Genomic DNA, 15,846 nt, shown 5'->3' with positions numbered 1-15,846 from the left:
TCGGTGGTTATAAGCAGGCGCTATAACCTTTAGACGAACGGCGGGAAGTGTTCTTGCCGTCAATGCAGTCCAAACCACAGGAAAAACCTACATAAGTCGGTATCTGTCATTGCCCCTGAGGCCTTGGCTGAGGGAAAATGCCGATCCTTTTTTCCGTTTCTTTTACAAACCCCAGGAGATCAGCGATGCCCAGCCGTCGTGAGCGTGCCAACGCCATTCGTGCCCTCAGCATGGATGCCGTGCAAAAAGCCAACAGCGGCCATCCCGGTGCCCCGATGGGCATGGCGGATATCGCCGAGGTACTTTGGCGTGACTACCTGAAACACAACCCGAGCAATCCATCGTTCGCCGACCGTGACCGCTTCGTGCTGTCCAACGGCCATGGCTCGATGTTGATCTATTCGTTGCTGCACCTGACGGGCTATGACGTCACCATCGACGACCTCAAGAGCTTCCGTCAGTTGCACAGCCGCACCCCGGGCCACCCGGAATTCGGCTACACCCCAGGCGTTGAGACCACCACCGGTCCCCTGGGCCAGGGCCTGGCCAACGCTGTTGGCTTCGCGCTGGCAGAAAAAGTCCTGGGCGCGCAGTTCAACCGTCCTGGCCACAACGTTGTCGACCACCACACCTACGTGTTCCTGGGTGATGGCTGCATGATGGAAGGCATTTCCCACGAAGTCGCTTCCCTGGCCGGCACCCTGGGCCTGGGCAAGCTGATTGCCTTCTACGATGACAACGGCATCTCCATCGACGGCGAAGTCGAAGGCTGGTTCACCGACGACACGCCAAAGCGTTTCGAAGCCTACAACTGGCAGGTAATCCGCAACGTCGACGGCCACGATCCGGAAGAGATCAAGACCGCCATCGACACCGCGCGTAAGAGCGAGCAGCCGACCCTGATCTGCTGCAAGACCACCATCGGCTTCGGTTCGCCGAACAAGCAAGGCAAGGAAGACTGCCACGGTGCCCCACTGGGTGACGCGGAAATCGCCCTGACCCGCGAAGCGCTGAAGTGGAACCATGGCCCGTTCGAAATCCCGGCTGATATCTACGCCGAGTGGGACGCCAAGGAAGCCGGCCGCGCGGCCGAAGCCGAGTGGGACCAGCGTTTTGCTGCCTACTCCGCCGAGTTCCCACAGCTTGCCAACGAACTGGTACGCCGCCTGGCCGGTGACCTGCCTGCCGACTTCTCGGAAAAAGCCTCGGCCTACATCGCCGAAGTCGCGGCCAAGGGCGAGACCATCGCCAGCCGTAAAGCCAGCCAGAACGCCCTGAACGCCTTTGGCCCGCTGCTGCCTGAGATCCTCGGCGGTTCGGCTGACCTGGCCGGTTCCAACCTGACCCTGTGGAAAGGTTGCAAGGGTGTCTCGGCTGAAGACGCCAGCGGCAACTACATGTACTACGGCGTGCGCGAGTTCGGCATGAGCGCCATCATGAACGGCGTTGCCCTGCACGGCGGCCTGGTGCCTTACGGCGCGACCTTCCTGATGTTCATGGAATATGCGCGCAATGCCGTGCGTATGGCTGCGCTGATGAAGAAGCGTGTGATCCATGTCTACACCCACGACTCCATCGGTCTGGGCGAAGACGGCCCGACGCACCAGCCGGTCGAGCAACTGACCAGCCTGCGTACCACGCCGAACCTGGATTGCTGGCGTCCATCGGACGCGGTCGAATCGGCCGTGGCCTGGAAGCACGCCATCGAGCGCAAGGATGGCCCTTCGGCGCTGATCTTCTCCCGTCAGAACCTGCAGCATCAGGTGCGTACCGACGCGCAGATCGCCGACATCAGCCGTGGCGGCTACGTGCTCAAGGACTGCATCGGCGAGCCGGAGCTGATCCTGATCTCCACCGGTTCCGAAGTGGGCCTGACCGTTCAGGCCTACGACAAACTGACTGCCCAAGGCCGTAACGTGCGCGTTGTGTCCATGCCGTGCACCAGCGTGTTCGAAGCCCAGGACGCCGACTACAAGCAATCGGTCCTGCCGTTGCAGGTCAGCGCGCGTATCGCCATCGAAGCGGCTCACGCCGACTACTGGTACAAGTACGTGGGCCTGGAAGGCCGTGTGATCGGCATGACCACCTACGGTGAGTCGGCGCCGGCGCCAGCGTTGTTCGAAGAGTTCGGTTTCACCCTGGAAAACATCCTGGGTCAGGCTGAAGAGCTGCTGGAAGACTAAGGCTGTAGAGTGGGGTGGTTGTACTGACGCCTTCGCGAGCAAGCCCGCTCCCACATTTGGAATGCATTTCAACTGTGGGAGCGGGCTTGCTCGCGAAGGCGGCGGTACATTCACCGCATCACCCAAGGTAATCGAGAACCCCATGCCTCAACCGCGTCCCTACAAAGTTGCACTCAACGGCTACGGCCGCATTGGTCGTTGCGTCTTGCGTGCTCTGTTCGAGCGAGGGGCGGCGGCCGGGTTTGAAATTGTTGCGATCAACGATCTGGCTGACATGGCCAGCATCGAATACCTGACACGCTTTGACTCCACCCACGGCCGGTTCCCCGGCGAAGTGCGGGTCGACGGCGATTGTCTGCATATCAATGGCAGCTGCGTGAAGGTCTTGCGCAGTGCTACCCCCGAAGGCATCGACTGGAAAGCACTGGGCATCGATCTGGTGCTGGAATGCTCCGGTGTCTATCACACCCGTGCCGATGGCCAGCGTTTCCTCGATGCCGGCGCCCCGCGCGTGCTGTTTTCCCAGCCGATGGCCAGTGAGGCGGATGTTGACGCCACCATCGTCTACGGCGTCAACCAGGACTGCCTGAGTGGTGACGAGTTGCTGGTGTCCAACGCCTCCTGCACCACCAACTGCGGTGTGCCGTTGTTGCGCCTGCTGGACCAGGCGATTGGCCTGGAATATGTGTCGATCACCACCATTCACTCGGCGATGAACGACCAGCCGGTGATCGACGCCTACCACCATGAAGACCTGCGCCGCACCCGTTCGGCATTCCAGTCCGTGATCCCGGTGTCCACCGGCCTGGCGCGGGGTATTGAACGCCTGCTGCCGGAACTTGCCGGGCGAATCCAGGCCAAAGCAGTGCGCGTGCCGACGGTGAACGTGTCGTGCCTGGATATCACGATGCAGACCGTCAGTGATACCGACGCTGGCGAGGTCAACCGGATCCTGCGCGAGGCCGCTACCAGCGGCCCGCTCAAGGGGCTGTTGGCCTACACCGAACTGCCGCACGCCAGTTGTGATTTCAACCATGACCCGCATTCGGCGATTGTCGATGCCAGCCAGACCCGCGTTTCCGGCCCCAGGCTGGTGAATATCCTGGCCTGGTTCGACAACGAATGGGGCTTTGCCAACCGCATGCTCGACGTAGCAGAGCACTATCTGCACATCGCCACTAAACAACCTCAACAGTAATTCAGGAACTGCGACCCATGACCGTGTTGAAGATGACCGACCTCGATCTGCAAGGTAAGCGCGTACTGATCCGCGAAGACCTCAACGTCCCAGTCAAGGACGGTGTTGTCACCAGCGATGCGCGAATCCTGGCCTCGCTGCCGACCATCAAGCTGGCTCTGGAAAAAGGCGCGGCCGTGATGGTCTGCTCCCACCTGGGTCGTCCGACCGAAGGTGAGTTCTCTGCCGAAAACAGCCTCAAGCCTGTAGCCGACTACCTGAGCAAGGCCCTGGGCCGCGAAGTGCCTTTGGTGGCTGATTACCTGGGCGGCGTCGAGGTCAAGGCCGGCGACATCGTGTTGTTTGAGAACGTGCGCTTCAACAAGGGCGAGAAAAAGAACAGCGACGAACTGGCCCAGCAATATGCGGCGTTGTGCGACGTGTTTGTGATGGACGCTTTCGGCACCGCTCACCGCGCCGAGGGTTCGACCCATGGCGTGGCCAAGTTCGCCAAAGTGGCCGCTGCTGGCCCGTTGCTGGCTGCCGAGTTGGACGCACTGGGCAAGGCCCTGGGCGCACCGGCCCAACCAATGGCCGCCATCGTGGCCGGCTCCAAGGTGTCGACCAAGCTGGACGTGCTCAACAGCCTGAGCCAGATCTGCAACCAACTGATCGTTGGCGGCGGCATTGCCAACACCTTCCTGGCCGCTGCTGGCCATCCGGTAGGCAAGTCCCTGTACGAGCCGGACCTGCTGGACACCGCCCGTGCCATCGCGGCCAAGGTCAGCGTGCCACTGCCAGTGGACGTGGTAGTGGCCAAGGAATTCGCCGAAAGCGCCGAAGCCACCGTCAAGCTGATCGCAGACGTGGCGGCTGACGACATGATCCTGGATATCGGCCCGCAAACTGCCGCGAACTTCGCTGAACTGCTGAAAGCCTCCCAGACCATTCTGTGGAACGGCCCGGTTGGTGTGTTTGAGTTCGACCAGTTCGGTAATGGCACCAAAGTGCTGGCCAAGGCGATTGCCGAAAGCTCGGCATTCTCGATTGCCGGCGGTGGCGACACCCTGGCGGCCATCGATAAATATGGCGTAGCTGAGCAGATCTCCTACATTTCTACCGGTGGTGGCGCGTTCCTTGAGTTTGTCGAAGGCAAGGTCCTGCCAGCCGTTGAAGTGCTGGAAAGTCGAGCCAAGGGCTGAGACCCAGGGTCTGGAAAAGGAGCATTCCCATGATCAAGCCATTCGCGCTGGTGATTGCCGCAGGCCTGTTGGCCGGCTGCGGCAGTGCGCCCAAGGCGGCGCCCGAGACACAAGGTGCTGCGCCGGACAAGGGTTGCTACCAGTCCGACTGGCAGGCCGAGACCATGCCGGTGATCAACAAGCGCATAGGGCCTGACAGGCTGGAGAAGTACGACTCCCCGCCCAAAGGTAAGGAACAGGGTTGCCCTTGATGGGTCTGATTCACTAACCGACAGCAGTGGCGGCCCCTGGCCGCCGTTCGAGGATTGGCAATGAAAGGCGTTATCGCCCTGGCAGCACTGGCTCTATTGGCCGGTTGTGCCAACCTGAACATGTTCAACAAGGCAGAGCCACAGCCAGAGACATGGACCACTTGGGTGTGCGACAGCCAGGCCCAGGTGAACTGGCGGTTTATCGGCGCGGATCGCAGCCAGGTGGATGTACGCCTTGGCGGCTCCGACCAGGTGTATCGCCTCAAGCAAGACGTGGCGGCTTCCGGCACGCTGTATAGCAATGACCAGTTGGCGTTTCACACAAAAGGTGAGGAAGGCCTGGTTTACTGGGTCGCCACTGACGATTTGATCGGCCGGGGCTGCAAGGCCCAGTAATACAGAACACTGAAGATCTCATGTAGGAGCGGGCTTGCCCGCGCAAGCGGTGGGTCAGTTGGCGAATTCGGTGTCTGGTACACCGCGATCGCAGGCAAGCCAGCTCCCACATGATTCGGTTCCAGATTGGAATTTGGGTCAGGCCCAGTAGCAATAACGATTCAGCAGGCCAAGGCCCAACCCCTTGATCTGCAATAACTTGAATAGCAGCCGCCGCTACGGCAGGCTTGCACGATTAACGACCCTCGACCGGGAGAGAGACACAATGGCACTTATCAGCATGCGTCAAATGCTGGACCACGCAGCCGAGTTCGGCTACGGCGTTCCAGCCTTTAACGTCAACAACCTTGAGCAGATGCGCGCCATCATGGAAGCCGCTGACAAGACCGACTCCCCAGTGATCGTCCAGGCTTCGGCTGGTGCCCGCAAATACGCTGGTGCACCGTTCCTGCGTCACCTGATCCTGGCTGCGATCGAAGAATTCCCGCACATCCCGGTGTGCATGCACCAGGACCACGGCACCAGCCCTGACGTGTGCCAGCGCTCCATCCAACTGGGCTTCAGCTCGGTGATGATGGACGGCTCCCTGGGCGAAGACGGCAAGACCCCGACCGACTACGACTACAACGTGCGCGTCACTCAACAAACCGTGGCCCTGGCTCACGCCTGCGGTGTTTCGGTAGAAGGCGAACTGGGCTGCCTGGGTTCGTTGGAAACCGGCATGGCCGGTGAAGAAGACGGCATCGGCGCCGAAGGCGTGCTGGATCACAGCCAGATGCTGACCGACCCGGAAGAAGCCGCTGACTTCGTCAAGCGCACCCAGGTCGATGCCCTGGCCATCGCCATCGGCACCAGCCACGGCGCCTACAAGTTCACCAAGCCACCTACTGGCGACGTGCTGGCCATCGACCGCATCAAGGAAATCCACAAGCGCATCCCCAACACCCACCTGGTGATGCACGGATCTTCCTCGGTACCGCAAGAGTGGCTGGCGATCATCAACCAGTACGGCGGCGACATCAAAGAAACCTACGGCGTCCCGGTTGAAGAAATCGTCGAAGGCATCAAGCACGGCGTGCGCAAGGTCAACATCGACACCGACCTGCGCCTGGCCTCCACCGGTGCAATGCGTCGCCTGATGGCCACCAACCCGAGCGAGTTCGACCCGCGCAAATTCTTCGGCGCCACAGTGACGGCGATGCGTGATGTGTGTATCGCACGTTACGAAGCGTTCGGCACTGCCGGCAATGCCTCGAAGATCAAGCCGGTGTCGTTGGAAGCGATGTACCAGCGGTATTTGAAAGGTGAGTTGAACGCCAAGGTGAACTAAGCCCAGGCGCTCATAAAAAACCCGCAGCGATGCGGGTTTTTTTTATGGCCGGTATTTGAGGCCACCTACAAATCAGTGTGGGAGCGGGCTTGCTCGCGATAGCGGTGGTTCAGGCAATACATATGCTGACTGACACACCGCAATCGCGAGCAAGCCCGCCCCCACCTTTGATTTGCGGTGCTTATTGATCAACCAGCACTTTAGGGTTCGAGTTGCCCCACACGGTGTAAAGGTCAGCCAACAACGCCCCATTGATATCCTCAACCTCGGCCTGGCTCGTCTGCACATTCCCCTGCTTGCCAAACAACACCACTTCATCGCCGCTCTTCACGGTCGGCACGTCGGTGACGTCGACCATCAAGGTGTTCATCGACACCTTGCCCACCACCGGCACTCGGTGCCCGTTGATCAGTACGATGCCTTTGTTGGTGAACGCTCGACGATAACCATCGGAATAACCCACGGTGATGTTCGCCAGTTTCGAATCCCGTGCCAGGGTGTAGGTGCGGTCATAGCCGACGGTGTTGCCCTTGGGGTAGCTGTTGACCGAGGCCACGTGGGACTTGAACTGCATCACGCGCTTGTATTCGGTAAACGACGGCACGGTGTCGCCGAACAGCAGGCCGCCAGGGCGCACCATGTCCAGGCGCGACTCGGGCACTTCCAGGGTGGCGAAGGAGTTGGCGGCGTGCAGGGTGATTTTGCTGCGGTCCAGTTGGGCGACGTTGATCAGCCAGTTGGCCTGCTCGTTGAAGGCCTTGAGGCCGGTGCGTACGTCGGCGGCGTCTTCGACGGCGAAGTGGGTCATGATTGCCTTCACTTCCAGGTTCGGCACTTTGGTGATGGCGACCGCATCGCGCCGGCCCTGGGCGGTGGTCATTTCCACGCCGTTACGGCTCATGCCGCTGGAGTTCAGGCCCAGGTGCACCACTAGCGGGCGGCCATGATGCTCGGCGATCAGGCTGGCGCGCACGGCGAAGTCGAGGTTGCCCACCAGCTCTTCCATGTTGTACGGCAGCGCGGCTTCCAGCTCGCTCAGCGCGGCGGTGCGTACGCGGATCAGTTGGCCCTTGAAGCCGCTTTCACGTACCACGCGTGCTTCTTCGTTGCTGGCCACGCCCACGCAAGGCACGCCCAGCTTGATCACCGATGGCATCAGCAGGCCGATACCGTGGCCGTAGGCGTCAGCCTTGAGTACGGCGCAGATTTTCGATTTGTCGGCGAGGCTGGCTTGCAGGGTGCGGATGTTGTGTTCGAAAGCGGCTTTGCTGATCTCTACCCAGGCGTTGCTGTCCTGGATGTTGACCTGGGCCACGCCGTCGGTCATCGACAACGGCGGGGCGGCGAAGGCCGGGTTTTGCAGCATGACCATGCCCATGGACAGGGCGAGTAGGGTGCGAGTGAAGGGCATTGTGAGTCTCCATGACTTTCTTATAGGGCAGCATTACGCCTGTGCGGCGCCATACTCGAATTGTCCTACAAAAAAGTCGAGACCCTGGGTCGCGGTTCTGTCCTAAAGCGTCGTGGGAATGATCAGACTGTCAGTTGTGATCGATATCCAGCCTGGCAAATGTCACTTTGCCGCCTTCCTGGCTGTCGCCACTGTTGTCTTGCACATACACCCCCGCCTTGAAGTACAGCGGCTTTTTGCCCCAGGCGGCACCGATGCGTTCGTTCCATTGCCCGCTGGCCGCTTCGACGCTCAGCAGCCCAGCCTTGTTCAGGTGGATAACGTAGGTGAAGTTTTTCTCCAGCGGCACATTCTCGGCCACGATAATCACCCGGCCCTTGCTGTCATCCGGGCGCATGCGCACCTTGGCGACGATGTTGCCGGTCTGGGTTTTTTCCTTGAACTGGTATTCGACCTTGATCAGCGGTTTCTGGCTGTCGTAGGCGTGAATCTGACCGATCACGATCTTGCCCGAGGACGGCACCTGGTTGATTGCCAGGGTGGCGCGCAGGTAGTTGTCGGCTTCGGGGTAGGTCCAGTTGCGCAGCCGGCCATCGGCATAGGTTTCACGCAGTTCGCTGCGCGGGTAGATGGCGTTTTCGGTACGGGTGCCGGTAACAGGGGTCCAGAATTGCACGCTGCTGCCTTCGGCCTGGAAGTATTTGCCGTTGAAACCACTGAGCAGTCTAGGGGTGTCGATGGTGGCTGGTGGGGAGCCGACAGGAATGCTCAGGTTCCAGGTGGACAGATCAATCATTGAGTGCGCCTTTACTGTACGAAAGAGGGGGTCAAAAGGCCTTGGCCCGCGGATTAGCGCGTTATTTATAAGCGGCTGGTCATCGTTTGTTAATAATTTTAGGTCGGTTTATTGGCGTCAATGGACTGTCAAAAAGCCATGTTTCCCGTAATACGTGGGCTGCAGGTGCTGACCGTTAGTCGGTTGTGTGGTCTTTGGCGCAATGATGGCGCTGTCGCGCCTTCTGCTTTAGAGGATCCAGGGCTAGAGTGACTCCACATTGTTTGTCCGGTTTTGTCTCAAAAATGACCGGAATGAATCCTCAAGGAAGAGATGCAGCATGGAATGCGCTCCAACCCCGTCCGATGGCTGTTCAGTGCTCCTGGTGGTCGATGACTACCCGGAAAACCTGATCAGCATGCGCGCGCTCCTGCAGCGCGAGGACTGGCTGGTGGTGACGGCGGCCTCCGGCGAGGAAGCCCTGGGGTTACTGCTCGAACGTGACGTCGACCTGGTACTGCTAGATGTCAGGATGCCGGGCATGGACGGCTTCGAAGTGGCGCGGTTGATGCGCGGCAGCCAGCGCACCCGCATGACGCCGATTATTTTCTTGAGTGCCAATGAACAATCGCCCGCCGCCGTGCTTGAAGGCTATGCCAGCGGCGCCATCGACTACCTGTTCAAACCGTTCGACCCGCATATCCTCAAGCCCAAGGTCCAGGCCTTGCTGGAGCATCAGCGCAATCGGCGCGCCTTGCAGCGTTTGAGTCATGACCTGGAACTGGCCCGGGCCTTTAATGCCTCGGTACTCGACAACGCCGCCGAGGGCATCCTGGTGGTGGCCGAAGACGGGGTGATCAGCTACGCCAACCCGGCCATTTCACGGCTACTCAATGCCACGGTGGACGAGTTGCAAGGCCAGGCGTTCCTTGGCTTTTTGCAGAAGCCCCATATGCCTGACTGGTTTGGCAGCGAGCTGTACGCCGGTTACCGCCGTGGCGAAACCTGGCGCCTGCATGATGCGATCCTGCGTACCGCCCCCGGGCAGCAACTGCCGGTGGCGATGTCCTGTGCACCGTTGCCCCAGGAGCAGAAGGCCATGGTGGTGACCGTGCAGGACATGTCGCAAGTGCGGCACCTGCATCAGCAGCTGGAGTTCCAGGCGGTCACCGACCCGCTCACCGGCTTGCTCAATCGCCGTGGCTTCTACCAGGCCGTAGAGACGGCCCTGTTGCGCAACGAGCGCAGCGAGCATGCCACGGTGTTGCTGTACATGGACCTGGACGGCTTCAAGCGGGTCAATGATTCGGTGGGGCACGATGCCGGCGACCGAGTGCTGCGCTGGGTCTCTGAGCAATTGGAACTGTGCCTGCGCAGCTGTGACATTCTCGGCCGCCTGGGGGGCGATGAGTTCGTCGCATTGCTGGAATTGGAATACCCGGAACAGGCCGCGAAGCTCGCTGAGCAGTTGATCGAGCGGGTGTCGATCTGCCAGCAAGTAGACGGCCTGGAGGTGATGCTGGGGGTCAGTATCGGCATTGCCACCTTCCCCGATTGTGGCCGCGACCTGAGCGGCCTGCTGCGTGCCGCCGATATCGCCATGTACGAAGCCAAGCGGGCGGGGCGTCAGCAATATCGCTATTACGATCAGGAAATGAACGGCCGTGCCCGCTCGCGCCTGATGCTTGAAAGCAGTGTGCGCGAGGCCATCGCCAAGAAGCAGGTCACGTTGGTGTACCAGCCCCAAGTGTCCCTGGTGGACGGGCACTTGCGCGGTGTCGAGGCCTTGTTGCGTTGGCAGCACCCGAGTGTCGGCGATGTACCGCCGGGACTGTTCCTGCCCTTGCTGGAAGAGGCACGCCTGATCAGTCAGCTCAGCAGTTGGATCTATCTGCAAGTGGCGCAGCAACGCCAGGCCTGGGCGCAGGTCATGAACGACGACTGGGTGCTGAGCGTGAGCCTGAGCAGCAGCCAGTTCAATATGCCCAACCTGGTGACTCAGTTGCAGCAGGCACTGGAACGACATGGGTTGCACGGGCGGCAACTGGAAGTGGAAATTGCTGAAGAAAGCCTGATGCACAACATTGAAGAATCCACCAAGCAGCTCAAGCAGCTGCGGCGCCTGGGGGTGCGCATAGCCCTGGATGACTTCGGCTCGGGCACCTGCTCCCTGGCGCATTTGCGCGACCTGGAGTTCGATACGCTCAAGCTCGATCCCGGCCTGGTCACCCGCGTGCTCGACTCGCCACGGGAGGCGGCGCTGGCCCGCAGTATTATCGAGTTGTGCGGGCACTTCGGGTTGCTGGTGATTGCCGAAGGGGTGGAAACCCTTGAGCAATGCCACTGGCTGCAGGCCAATGGTTGCCAGTTCATTCAGGGGCCTTTGGTTACCCTGCCGCTGATGGCCGAGGATATTTCCCAGTGGCCGCAGCCGTTTGCGCTACGCGCAGGCCCTTGCTGAATTCGCTACACTGACGGCCTCAAGCCCCTGCCGTTCGAACCCATGACTGCGCTGAAATACCTCCAGGCCTATCCCGCCGCCCTGCAAGAGCAAGTGCGCCAATTGATCGCCAAGGATCAGTTGGGCCACTACTTGAACCAGCGTTACCCCGAGCGCCATGCGGTGCAAAGCGACAAGGCGCTGTACAGCTACGCCCTGGCCTTGAAGCAGGAACACCTGCGCAACGCGCCGGCCATCGACAAGGTGCTGTTCGACAACCGCCTGGACCTGACCCACCGCGCCCTGGGCCTGCACACCACCATCTCCCGGGTGCAGGGTGGCAACCTCAAGTCCAAGAAAGAGATCCGCATCGCCGCGTTGTTCAAGGAGGCGGCGCCCGAGTTCCTGAAAATGATCGTCGTCCACGAGCTGGCGCACTTCAAGGAATCGGACCACAACAAGGCCTTCTACAAACTCTGCGAATACATGCTGCCCGGCTACCACCAGGTGGAGTTTGACCTGCGGGTGTACCTGACCTATCGGGACTTGCAGGGCAAGTCCTAATCACAAGGCGACTGATCATGGATGTGAGCAAGACCAAAAGCAGCTTCTACCGCCGTCTGTATGTGGCGTATCTGATCGACAGCCAACTGGCCAGCAGCGTCCCGGCGCTGACCGAGGCCACTGGCATGCCCCGGCGCACGGCCCAGGACACCATTGCGGCGTTGGCGGACCTGGATATCGTCTGTGAATTCGAGCAGGAAGACGGCGCCCGCAATCATGCTGGGCGCTATCGGATTCGCGACTGGGGGGCCATTGACCGGGGCTGGATCGAGCGCAACCTGGTACAGGTCAAGCAGGTGTTGGGCTATCCCTGAAATTGGGCTGGCAGGTCTGACGCCATCGCGAGCAAGCCCGCGATGGGGTCCTCAGGCGCGCCGCATACCAATATGTGGAATGTCGTCCTCAAGATAGACCTCACCCTCGACCTTGAACCCGTATCTTGTGTAGTACCCCTGCAAATGCGCCTGGGCTGAGAGAAAGATCGGCGTCTGCGGCCAGATATCGTCGATCTGCTTGAGGGTTTCCTCCAGCATCTGGTGGCCCAGGCCGGTGCCCCGTGCAACCCCGGCCACGAGCACGCGGCCGATAACCACGTCACCGCCATGCAGCTCCGGGTCGAGCAGGCGCAGGTAAGCAACCAGTTGGTCATCCTGCCAGCCCATCAGGTGGTGGGTGTCGCCCTCCAGATCCTGGCCGTCGATGTCCTGGTAGACGCATTTCTGCTCCACCACAAAAACCTCCGCCCGCAGGCATAAAATGGCGTAGAGCTGTTCCTTGCCCAGATCATTGTGGTGCTTGCAAACCCAATCGACTGTCATCGTTCCATCTCGCATAAAGACCTGACTTGGATAGTAATGCCATGACCGGCGACTGTCTCGGGCGGCGACACAAACACCCTGAAAACGACCTTTTTTGTGAGTGACGTCAATTTGCCATCATTGAGTGCTTTCGCGGCTGGGTTCTTTGTGTAATCTGCTGTACTGCGCGAGCGATAGGCTACAGTCAGAACCTGGACATACTCCCGCCAGGCGTCATCGCCCGCAAGGAACTGCCCGCTGTGCAAGGACATTAAGCATGCTGCGATTGTCTCGTGCCGTTGCTTTGATCGTGTTGCTGTTGCTGGCCCCTACGGTGGTGGCGGAACGTTTGCGCCTGGTGGGGGATGCATGGCCGCCGTTTACCGATGCGACCCTGATCAATGGTGGCCTGGCCACCGATATCGTCAGCACCGCCCTGGCGCGTGCCGGCTATGCCAGTGATTTTGAACAAGTGCCATGGGCGCGGGCCTTGATGGGGGTGGGGGACGGGCGTTATGACGTACTGGTCAATGCCTGGTACGACGAGGCGCGTACGCAGTTGGGGCAGTTTTCCGCTGAGTACCTGCTTAATCGCGTGCGTTTTATCAAGCGTCGTGACGATCCCATTGAGTACCAGAACTTGCAGCAACTGCATGACTATCCCATCGCCGTAGTGCGCGGCTACGCCTATTCGGCGGATTTCGATGCTGATCCAAAACTGCAAAAGGTCCCGGTGCATAACTTCGCCATGGCCGTGCGCATGCTGGCGGCCCAGCGGGTGCGGCTGACGGTCGAGGATGAATATGTCGCCCGCTACAACCTGGCGCGGGAGTCCTCCAGGGTGCGTAATGCGGTGGAGTTTTTGCCCAAGCCGTTGAGTGAAAACAGTCTGCACATTCTGGTCAGCCTGAAAAATCCCAAGCATGAGCAGATTGTTGCCGGGTTTGATCGGGAGATCAGCAAGATGAAGGCGGATGGCAGTTATGCGCGGTTGCTGAAACAGCATGGGATGTAGTGGTCTTTAGGGCTCCATCGCAGGCAAGCCAGCTCCTACCTTTGGAATGCATTTCAAAGGTAGGAGCTGGCTTGCCTGCGATAGGGCCCTAAGCCGCACTGGTTTCCTTGATCAAATGTGCGGCCAATGTGCGCAACGGCCCCAACTGCCGGCAAATCAACGCCAACTGCGTCTGCACCAGACGCTGCGCCTCATCGATCTCATCCGGCATCTGCTCCAACTCCAGCGCCAGCGCTTCCTCGGCATCGCTTTGCACCGCAATCGGCTGCTTGTTCGCCAGCCCCGTGGCGATTTCGTCGATGCTGGTAGCGAGGGTTTTGCCCGCGCCTTCGATCAGGTGTTCACGCACATCGGCCGGCAGTTGGGTGTCGCGGTGCGCACCCAACCCCGACAGGTAGCTGAGCAAGGTGTGGGACAGCACCAGGAAGCGGAAGCCCACGTCGGCCTCCTTACGGAAATGCCCCGGCTCCATCAGCATATTGGCCAGGGTGGTGGACAGCGCCGCATCGGCGTTGTGCGCATTGCGCCGGGCCAGGCGGTAGGCCAGGTCGTCGCTCTTGCCGGCGGCATATTGCTGCATGATCTGGCGCAGGTAGATGCTGTTGCAGGTCAGGGTGTTGGCCAGCACTTTGTTCAGGCGCCGGCCTTGCCAGTCCGGCAGGAACAGGAACACCGCCAGCCCGGCGATCAGGCTGCCAAGCAAGGTATCGAACAGGCGCGGCAGGAATAGCCCGTAGCCATCGCCCACCTGGTTGAAGCAGAACAGCACCATCAGGGTAATGGCAGCGGTCGCCAGGGTGTAGCGGGTGGTGCGGTTGATAAAGAACACCAGCCCCGCAGCGATGGCGAACATCGATTGCACCAGAGGGCTGGGGAACAGATCGAACAGCGCCCAGGCCACCGTCAGGCCGATGGCCGTGCCGACGATCCGCTGGCCGAGCTTGCGTCGCGTGGCGCCATAGTTGGGCTGGCAGACGAACAGCGTGGTGAGGATGATCCAATAGCCCTGTGACGGGTGGATCAAATGCACCATGCCGTAGCCGACACTCAGTGCCAGGGGCAGGCGCAGGGCGTGGCGGAACAGCAACGACGTCGGCGTCAACTGGGTGCGCAGGCGCGTCCACATTTCCTTGAGGTTGCGCGGTGAACGGTCCAGCAGGCTGCTGTCGGTGGCATCGGCCAGGCTGTCGGGGTTGCTGGCATCACTGAGCAGGCGGTCAAGGGTCGACAGGTTGGCCGCCAGCGCGCGCAGCGAACGCAACAGGCCGCGCCAGGCAGGGTTGCTCTGGATGCGCAGGTGTTCCAGGGACGCATTCAGGTCGCCCAGGGCCTCGGCGAAGCTGGCGTCGTAGACAAACGGCTGGCGCAACTGGATCGACTCGGCGAGGGTCTGGCAGGCTTTGCCTTGCTGGCGCAGCAGGCGCTGGCAACGGAACAGCACATCGCTGTGGAAGAAGGCTTCAGCCAGGGCGTTGTAGGGGTAGTGGGAGGAACTGGCGCGTTCATGGATGTCCTGGGCCAGGAAGTACAGCTTGAGATAGCGGCTGACCTTGGAGCCCGGCCGGCCGTTACCGACGCGGTGCAGGATGATTTCCTTGGCCGCATTGAGCGCCGCCACCACCCGGCCATTTTGCTGGGCCAGTTCCAGGCGCCGTGCTTCCACGTCCAACTGGCGAATAGGTTCGAACAGCGAAGACTTGAGCTTGAGGTAACGCCCCAGCTCGCGAAACAGCCGGGCCAGGCTCTGCTGCACCGGCTGGTTGGAAAACAGCGCCTGCCACAGCACCGACAGCACGCCATACCAGGCGGCACCGGCCACCAGCAGCAAGGGTTCATGCCAGAAATCGGTGACGGCGCCGCCGCGCTGGTCCACACCGATCATGGTGTAGACCGACAGAATCAAGGTGGCCGAGGCGATCGCCCCATAGCGCTCGCCCAGGGCGCCGAGCATGGTCAGGCAGAAACTCGCCAGGGCGATGGCGATGGCAAAGATCCACGGGTAGGGAAACAGCAACTCCACTGAGAGTGCTGCCACGCTGAAACATACCAGCGTCACCGCCAGGGCGTTGAGGCGGCCTTGCCAGCTGTCATCGGTCTCGGCCAGGGCGCTGGCGATAATCCCCAGGAACAGCGGGATCAGCAGCGACATCTCATCCTGATACCAGCACAACGCCATGCTGCCGGTGAGGGCGATAAACACCCGTACGCTGTAACTGAACTTATCCAGTGCCCAAAGGCGCCGCATGGACTGCTTGAACGAGGTCGAGGACATGAAGTCTGGGGTCTTCCGGGACGATGCCGCTAA

14 protein-coding genes are annotated in these 15,846 nt (G+C 60.7%); 10 read left to right on the top strand and 4 right to left on the bottom strand.

Going from position 1 to position 15,846, the window contains the following annotated elements; genetic code table 11:
- Nucleotides 1-185: 185 nt before the first annotated feature.
- The 6 genes from tkt (at nucleotide 186) to fba (ending at nucleotide 6,539) form a co-directional block, all read left to right on the top strand.
- Nucleotides 186-2,183, top strand: coding sequence for a transketolase (tkt, locus tag H097_RS07760; protein WP_032858720.1), 1,998 nt, complete (start codon nucleotides 186-188; stop codon nucleotides 2,181-2,183).
- A 142-nt stretch (nucleotides 2,184-2,325) separates the two neighbouring features.
- A complete protein-coding gene (gene epd, locus H097_RS07755; protein WP_032858718.1) occupies nucleotides 2,326-3,381 on the top strand; it encodes an erythrose-4-phosphate dehydrogenase in 1,056 nt (351 codons plus the stop codon).
- A 17-nt stretch (nucleotides 3,382-3,398) separates the two neighbouring features.
- Complete coding sequence (locus H097_RS07750; protein ID WP_029297354.1) at nucleotides 3,399-4,562, top strand: phosphoglycerate kinase; 1,164 nt, start codon at nucleotides 3,399-3,401, stop codon at nucleotides 4,560-4,562.
- 29 nt (nucleotides 4,563-4,591) lie between these two features.
- Entirely contained in the window at nucleotides 4,592-4,813 is a 222-nt protein-coding gene (locus H097_RS07745) for a hypothetical protein (RefSeq protein WP_032858717.1), read from the top strand.
- Nucleotides 4,814-4,873: 60 nt separating this feature from the next.
- Entirely contained in the window at nucleotides 4,874-5,209 is a 336-nt protein-coding gene (locus H097_RS07740) for an MliC family protein (RefSeq protein WP_032858715.1), read from the top strand.
- Nucleotides 5,210-5,474: 265 nt separating this feature from the next.
- Nucleotides 5,475-6,539, top strand: coding sequence for a class II fructose-bisphosphate aldolase (gene fba, locus H097_RS07735; RefSeq protein ID WP_029297347.1), 1,065 nt, complete (start codon nucleotides 5,475-5,477; stop codon nucleotides 6,537-6,539).
- 181 nt (nucleotides 6,540-6,720) lie between these two features.
- Here the strand turns inward: fba and alr are convergent, their stop codons facing one another.
- Nucleotides 6,721-7,950, bottom strand: a complete 1,230-nt coding sequence (alr, locus tag H097_RS07730; RefSeq protein WP_032858713.1) for an alanine racemase — start codon at nucleotides 7,948-7,950, stop codon at nucleotides 6,721-6,723.
- A 130-nt stretch (nucleotides 7,951-8,080) separates the two neighbouring features.
- Entirely contained in the window at nucleotides 8,081-8,746 is a 666-nt protein-coding gene (locus H097_RS07725) for a polysaccharide lyase family 7 protein (RefSeq protein ID WP_032858712.1), read from the bottom strand.
- A gap of 319 nt (nucleotides 8,747-9,065) precedes the next feature.
- Between H097_RS07725 and H097_RS07720 the strand changes: the two genes are divergently transcribed.
- The 3 genes from H097_RS07720 to H097_RS07710 are packed head-to-tail and all read left to right on the top strand — an operon-like array spanning nucleotide 9,066 to nucleotide 12,043.
- Nucleotides 9,066-11,186, top strand: coding sequence for an EAL domain-containing protein (locus H097_RS07720; protein WP_032858711.1), 2,121 nt, complete (start codon nucleotides 9,066-9,068; stop codon nucleotides 11,184-11,186).
- Nucleotides 11,187-11,228: 42 nt separating this feature from the next.
- Complete coding sequence (locus H097_RS07715) at nucleotides 11,229-11,729, top strand: M48 family metallopeptidase (RefSeq protein ID WP_032858710.1); 501 nt, start codon at nucleotides 11,229-11,231, stop codon at nucleotides 11,727-11,729.
- A 17-nt stretch (nucleotides 11,730-11,746) separates the two neighbouring features.
- A complete protein-coding gene (locus H097_RS07710; protein WP_032858709.1) occupies nucleotides 11,747-12,043 on the top strand; it encodes a winged helix-turn-helix domain-containing protein in 297 nt (98 codons plus the stop codon).
- A gap of 51 nt (nucleotides 12,044-12,094) precedes the next feature.
- Here H097_RS07710 and H097_RS07705 read toward each other — a convergent pair whose 3' ends face one another.
- Nucleotides 12,095-12,547: a GNAT family N-acetyltransferase gene (locus H097_RS07705; RefSeq protein ID WP_032858708.1), complete on the bottom strand. Its 453-nt coding sequence runs from the start codon at nucleotides 12,545-12,547 to the stop codon at nucleotides 12,095-12,097.
- 256 nt (nucleotides 12,548-12,803) lie between these two features.
- Between H097_RS07705 and H097_RS07695 the strand changes: the two genes are divergently transcribed.
- Nucleotides 12,804-13,541 (top strand): transporter substrate-binding domain-containing protein, encoded by a 738-nt coding sequence (locus H097_RS07695; RefSeq protein WP_032858703.1) that lies wholly within the window; start codon nucleotides 12,804-12,806, stop codon nucleotides 13,539-13,541.
- 88 nt (nucleotides 13,542-13,629) lie between these two features.
- Here H097_RS07695 and yccS read toward each other — a convergent pair whose 3' ends face one another.
- Nucleotides 13,630-15,813 carry a YccS family putative transporter gene (gene yccS / locus H097_RS07690; protein ID WP_032858701.1) on the bottom strand — a complete coding sequence of 728 codons (2,184 nt, stop codon included), beginning with the start codon at nucleotides 15,811-15,813 and terminating at the stop codon, nucleotides 13,630-13,632.
- Between the last annotated feature and the right edge of the window lie 33 nt (nucleotides 15,814-15,846).

The sequence above is a fragment of the Pseudomonas sp. FH4 genome (genome assembly GCF_000510915.2).
Lineage (GTDB): Bacteria > Pseudomonadota > Gammaproteobacteria > Pseudomonadales > Pseudomonadaceae > Aquipseudomonas > Aquipseudomonas brenneri.
Note: the sequence above shows the minus strand (reverse complement) of the source record. Positions and strands in the feature narration are given on the sequence as shown.

Coding starts and splice junctions, on each gene's coding strand:
- fba (WP_029297347.1), top strand. CDS start 5,475: ATGGCACTTATCAGCATGCGTCAAATGCTGGACCACGCAGCCGAGTTC.
- alr (WP_032858713.1), bottom strand. CDS start 7,950: ATGCCCTTCACTCGCACCCTACTCGCCCTGTCCATGGGCATGGTCATG.
- H097_RS07745 (WP_032858717.1), top strand. CDS start 4,592: ATGATCAAGCCATTCGCGCTGGTGATTGCCGCAGGCCTGTTGGCCGGC.
- H097_RS07725 (WP_032858712.1), bottom strand. CDS start 8,746: ATGATTGATCTGTCCACCTGGAACCTGAGCATTCCTGTCGGCTCCCCA.
- H097_RS07710 (WP_032858709.1), top strand. CDS start 11,747: ATGGATGTGAGCAAGACCAAAAGCAGCTTCTACCGCCGTCTGTATGTG.
- epd (WP_032858718.1), top strand. CDS start 2,326: ATGCCTCAACCGCGTCCCTACAAAGTTGCACTCAACGGCTACGGCCGC.
- tkt (WP_032858720.1), top strand. CDS start 186: ATGCCCAGCCGTCGTGAGCGTGCCAACGCCATTCGTGCCCTCAGCATG.
- H097_RS07695 (WP_032858703.1), top strand. CDS start 12,804: ATGCTGCGATTGTCTCGTGCCGTTGCTTTGATCGTGTTGCTGTTGCTG.
- H097_RS07705 (WP_032858708.1), bottom strand. CDS start 12,547: ATGACAGTCGATTGGGTTTGCAAGCACCACAATGATCTGGGCAAGGAA.
- H097_RS07720 (WP_032858711.1), top strand. CDS start 9,066: ATGGAATGCGCTCCAACCCCGTCCGATGGCTGTTCAGTGCTCCTGGTG.
- H097_RS07740 (WP_032858715.1), top strand. CDS start 4,874: ATGAAAGGCGTTATCGCCCTGGCAGCACTGGCTCTATTGGCCGGTTGT.
- H097_RS07750 (WP_029297354.1), top strand. CDS start 3,399: ATGACCGTGTTGAAGATGACCGACCTCGATCTGCAAGGTAAGCGCGTA.
- H097_RS07715 (WP_032858710.1), top strand. CDS start 11,229: ATGACTGCGCTGAAATACCTCCAGGCCTATCCCGCCGCCCTGCAAGAG.
- yccS (WP_032858701.1), bottom strand. CDS start 15,813: ATGTCCTCGACCTCGTTCAAGCAGTCCATGCGGCGCCTTTGGGCACTG.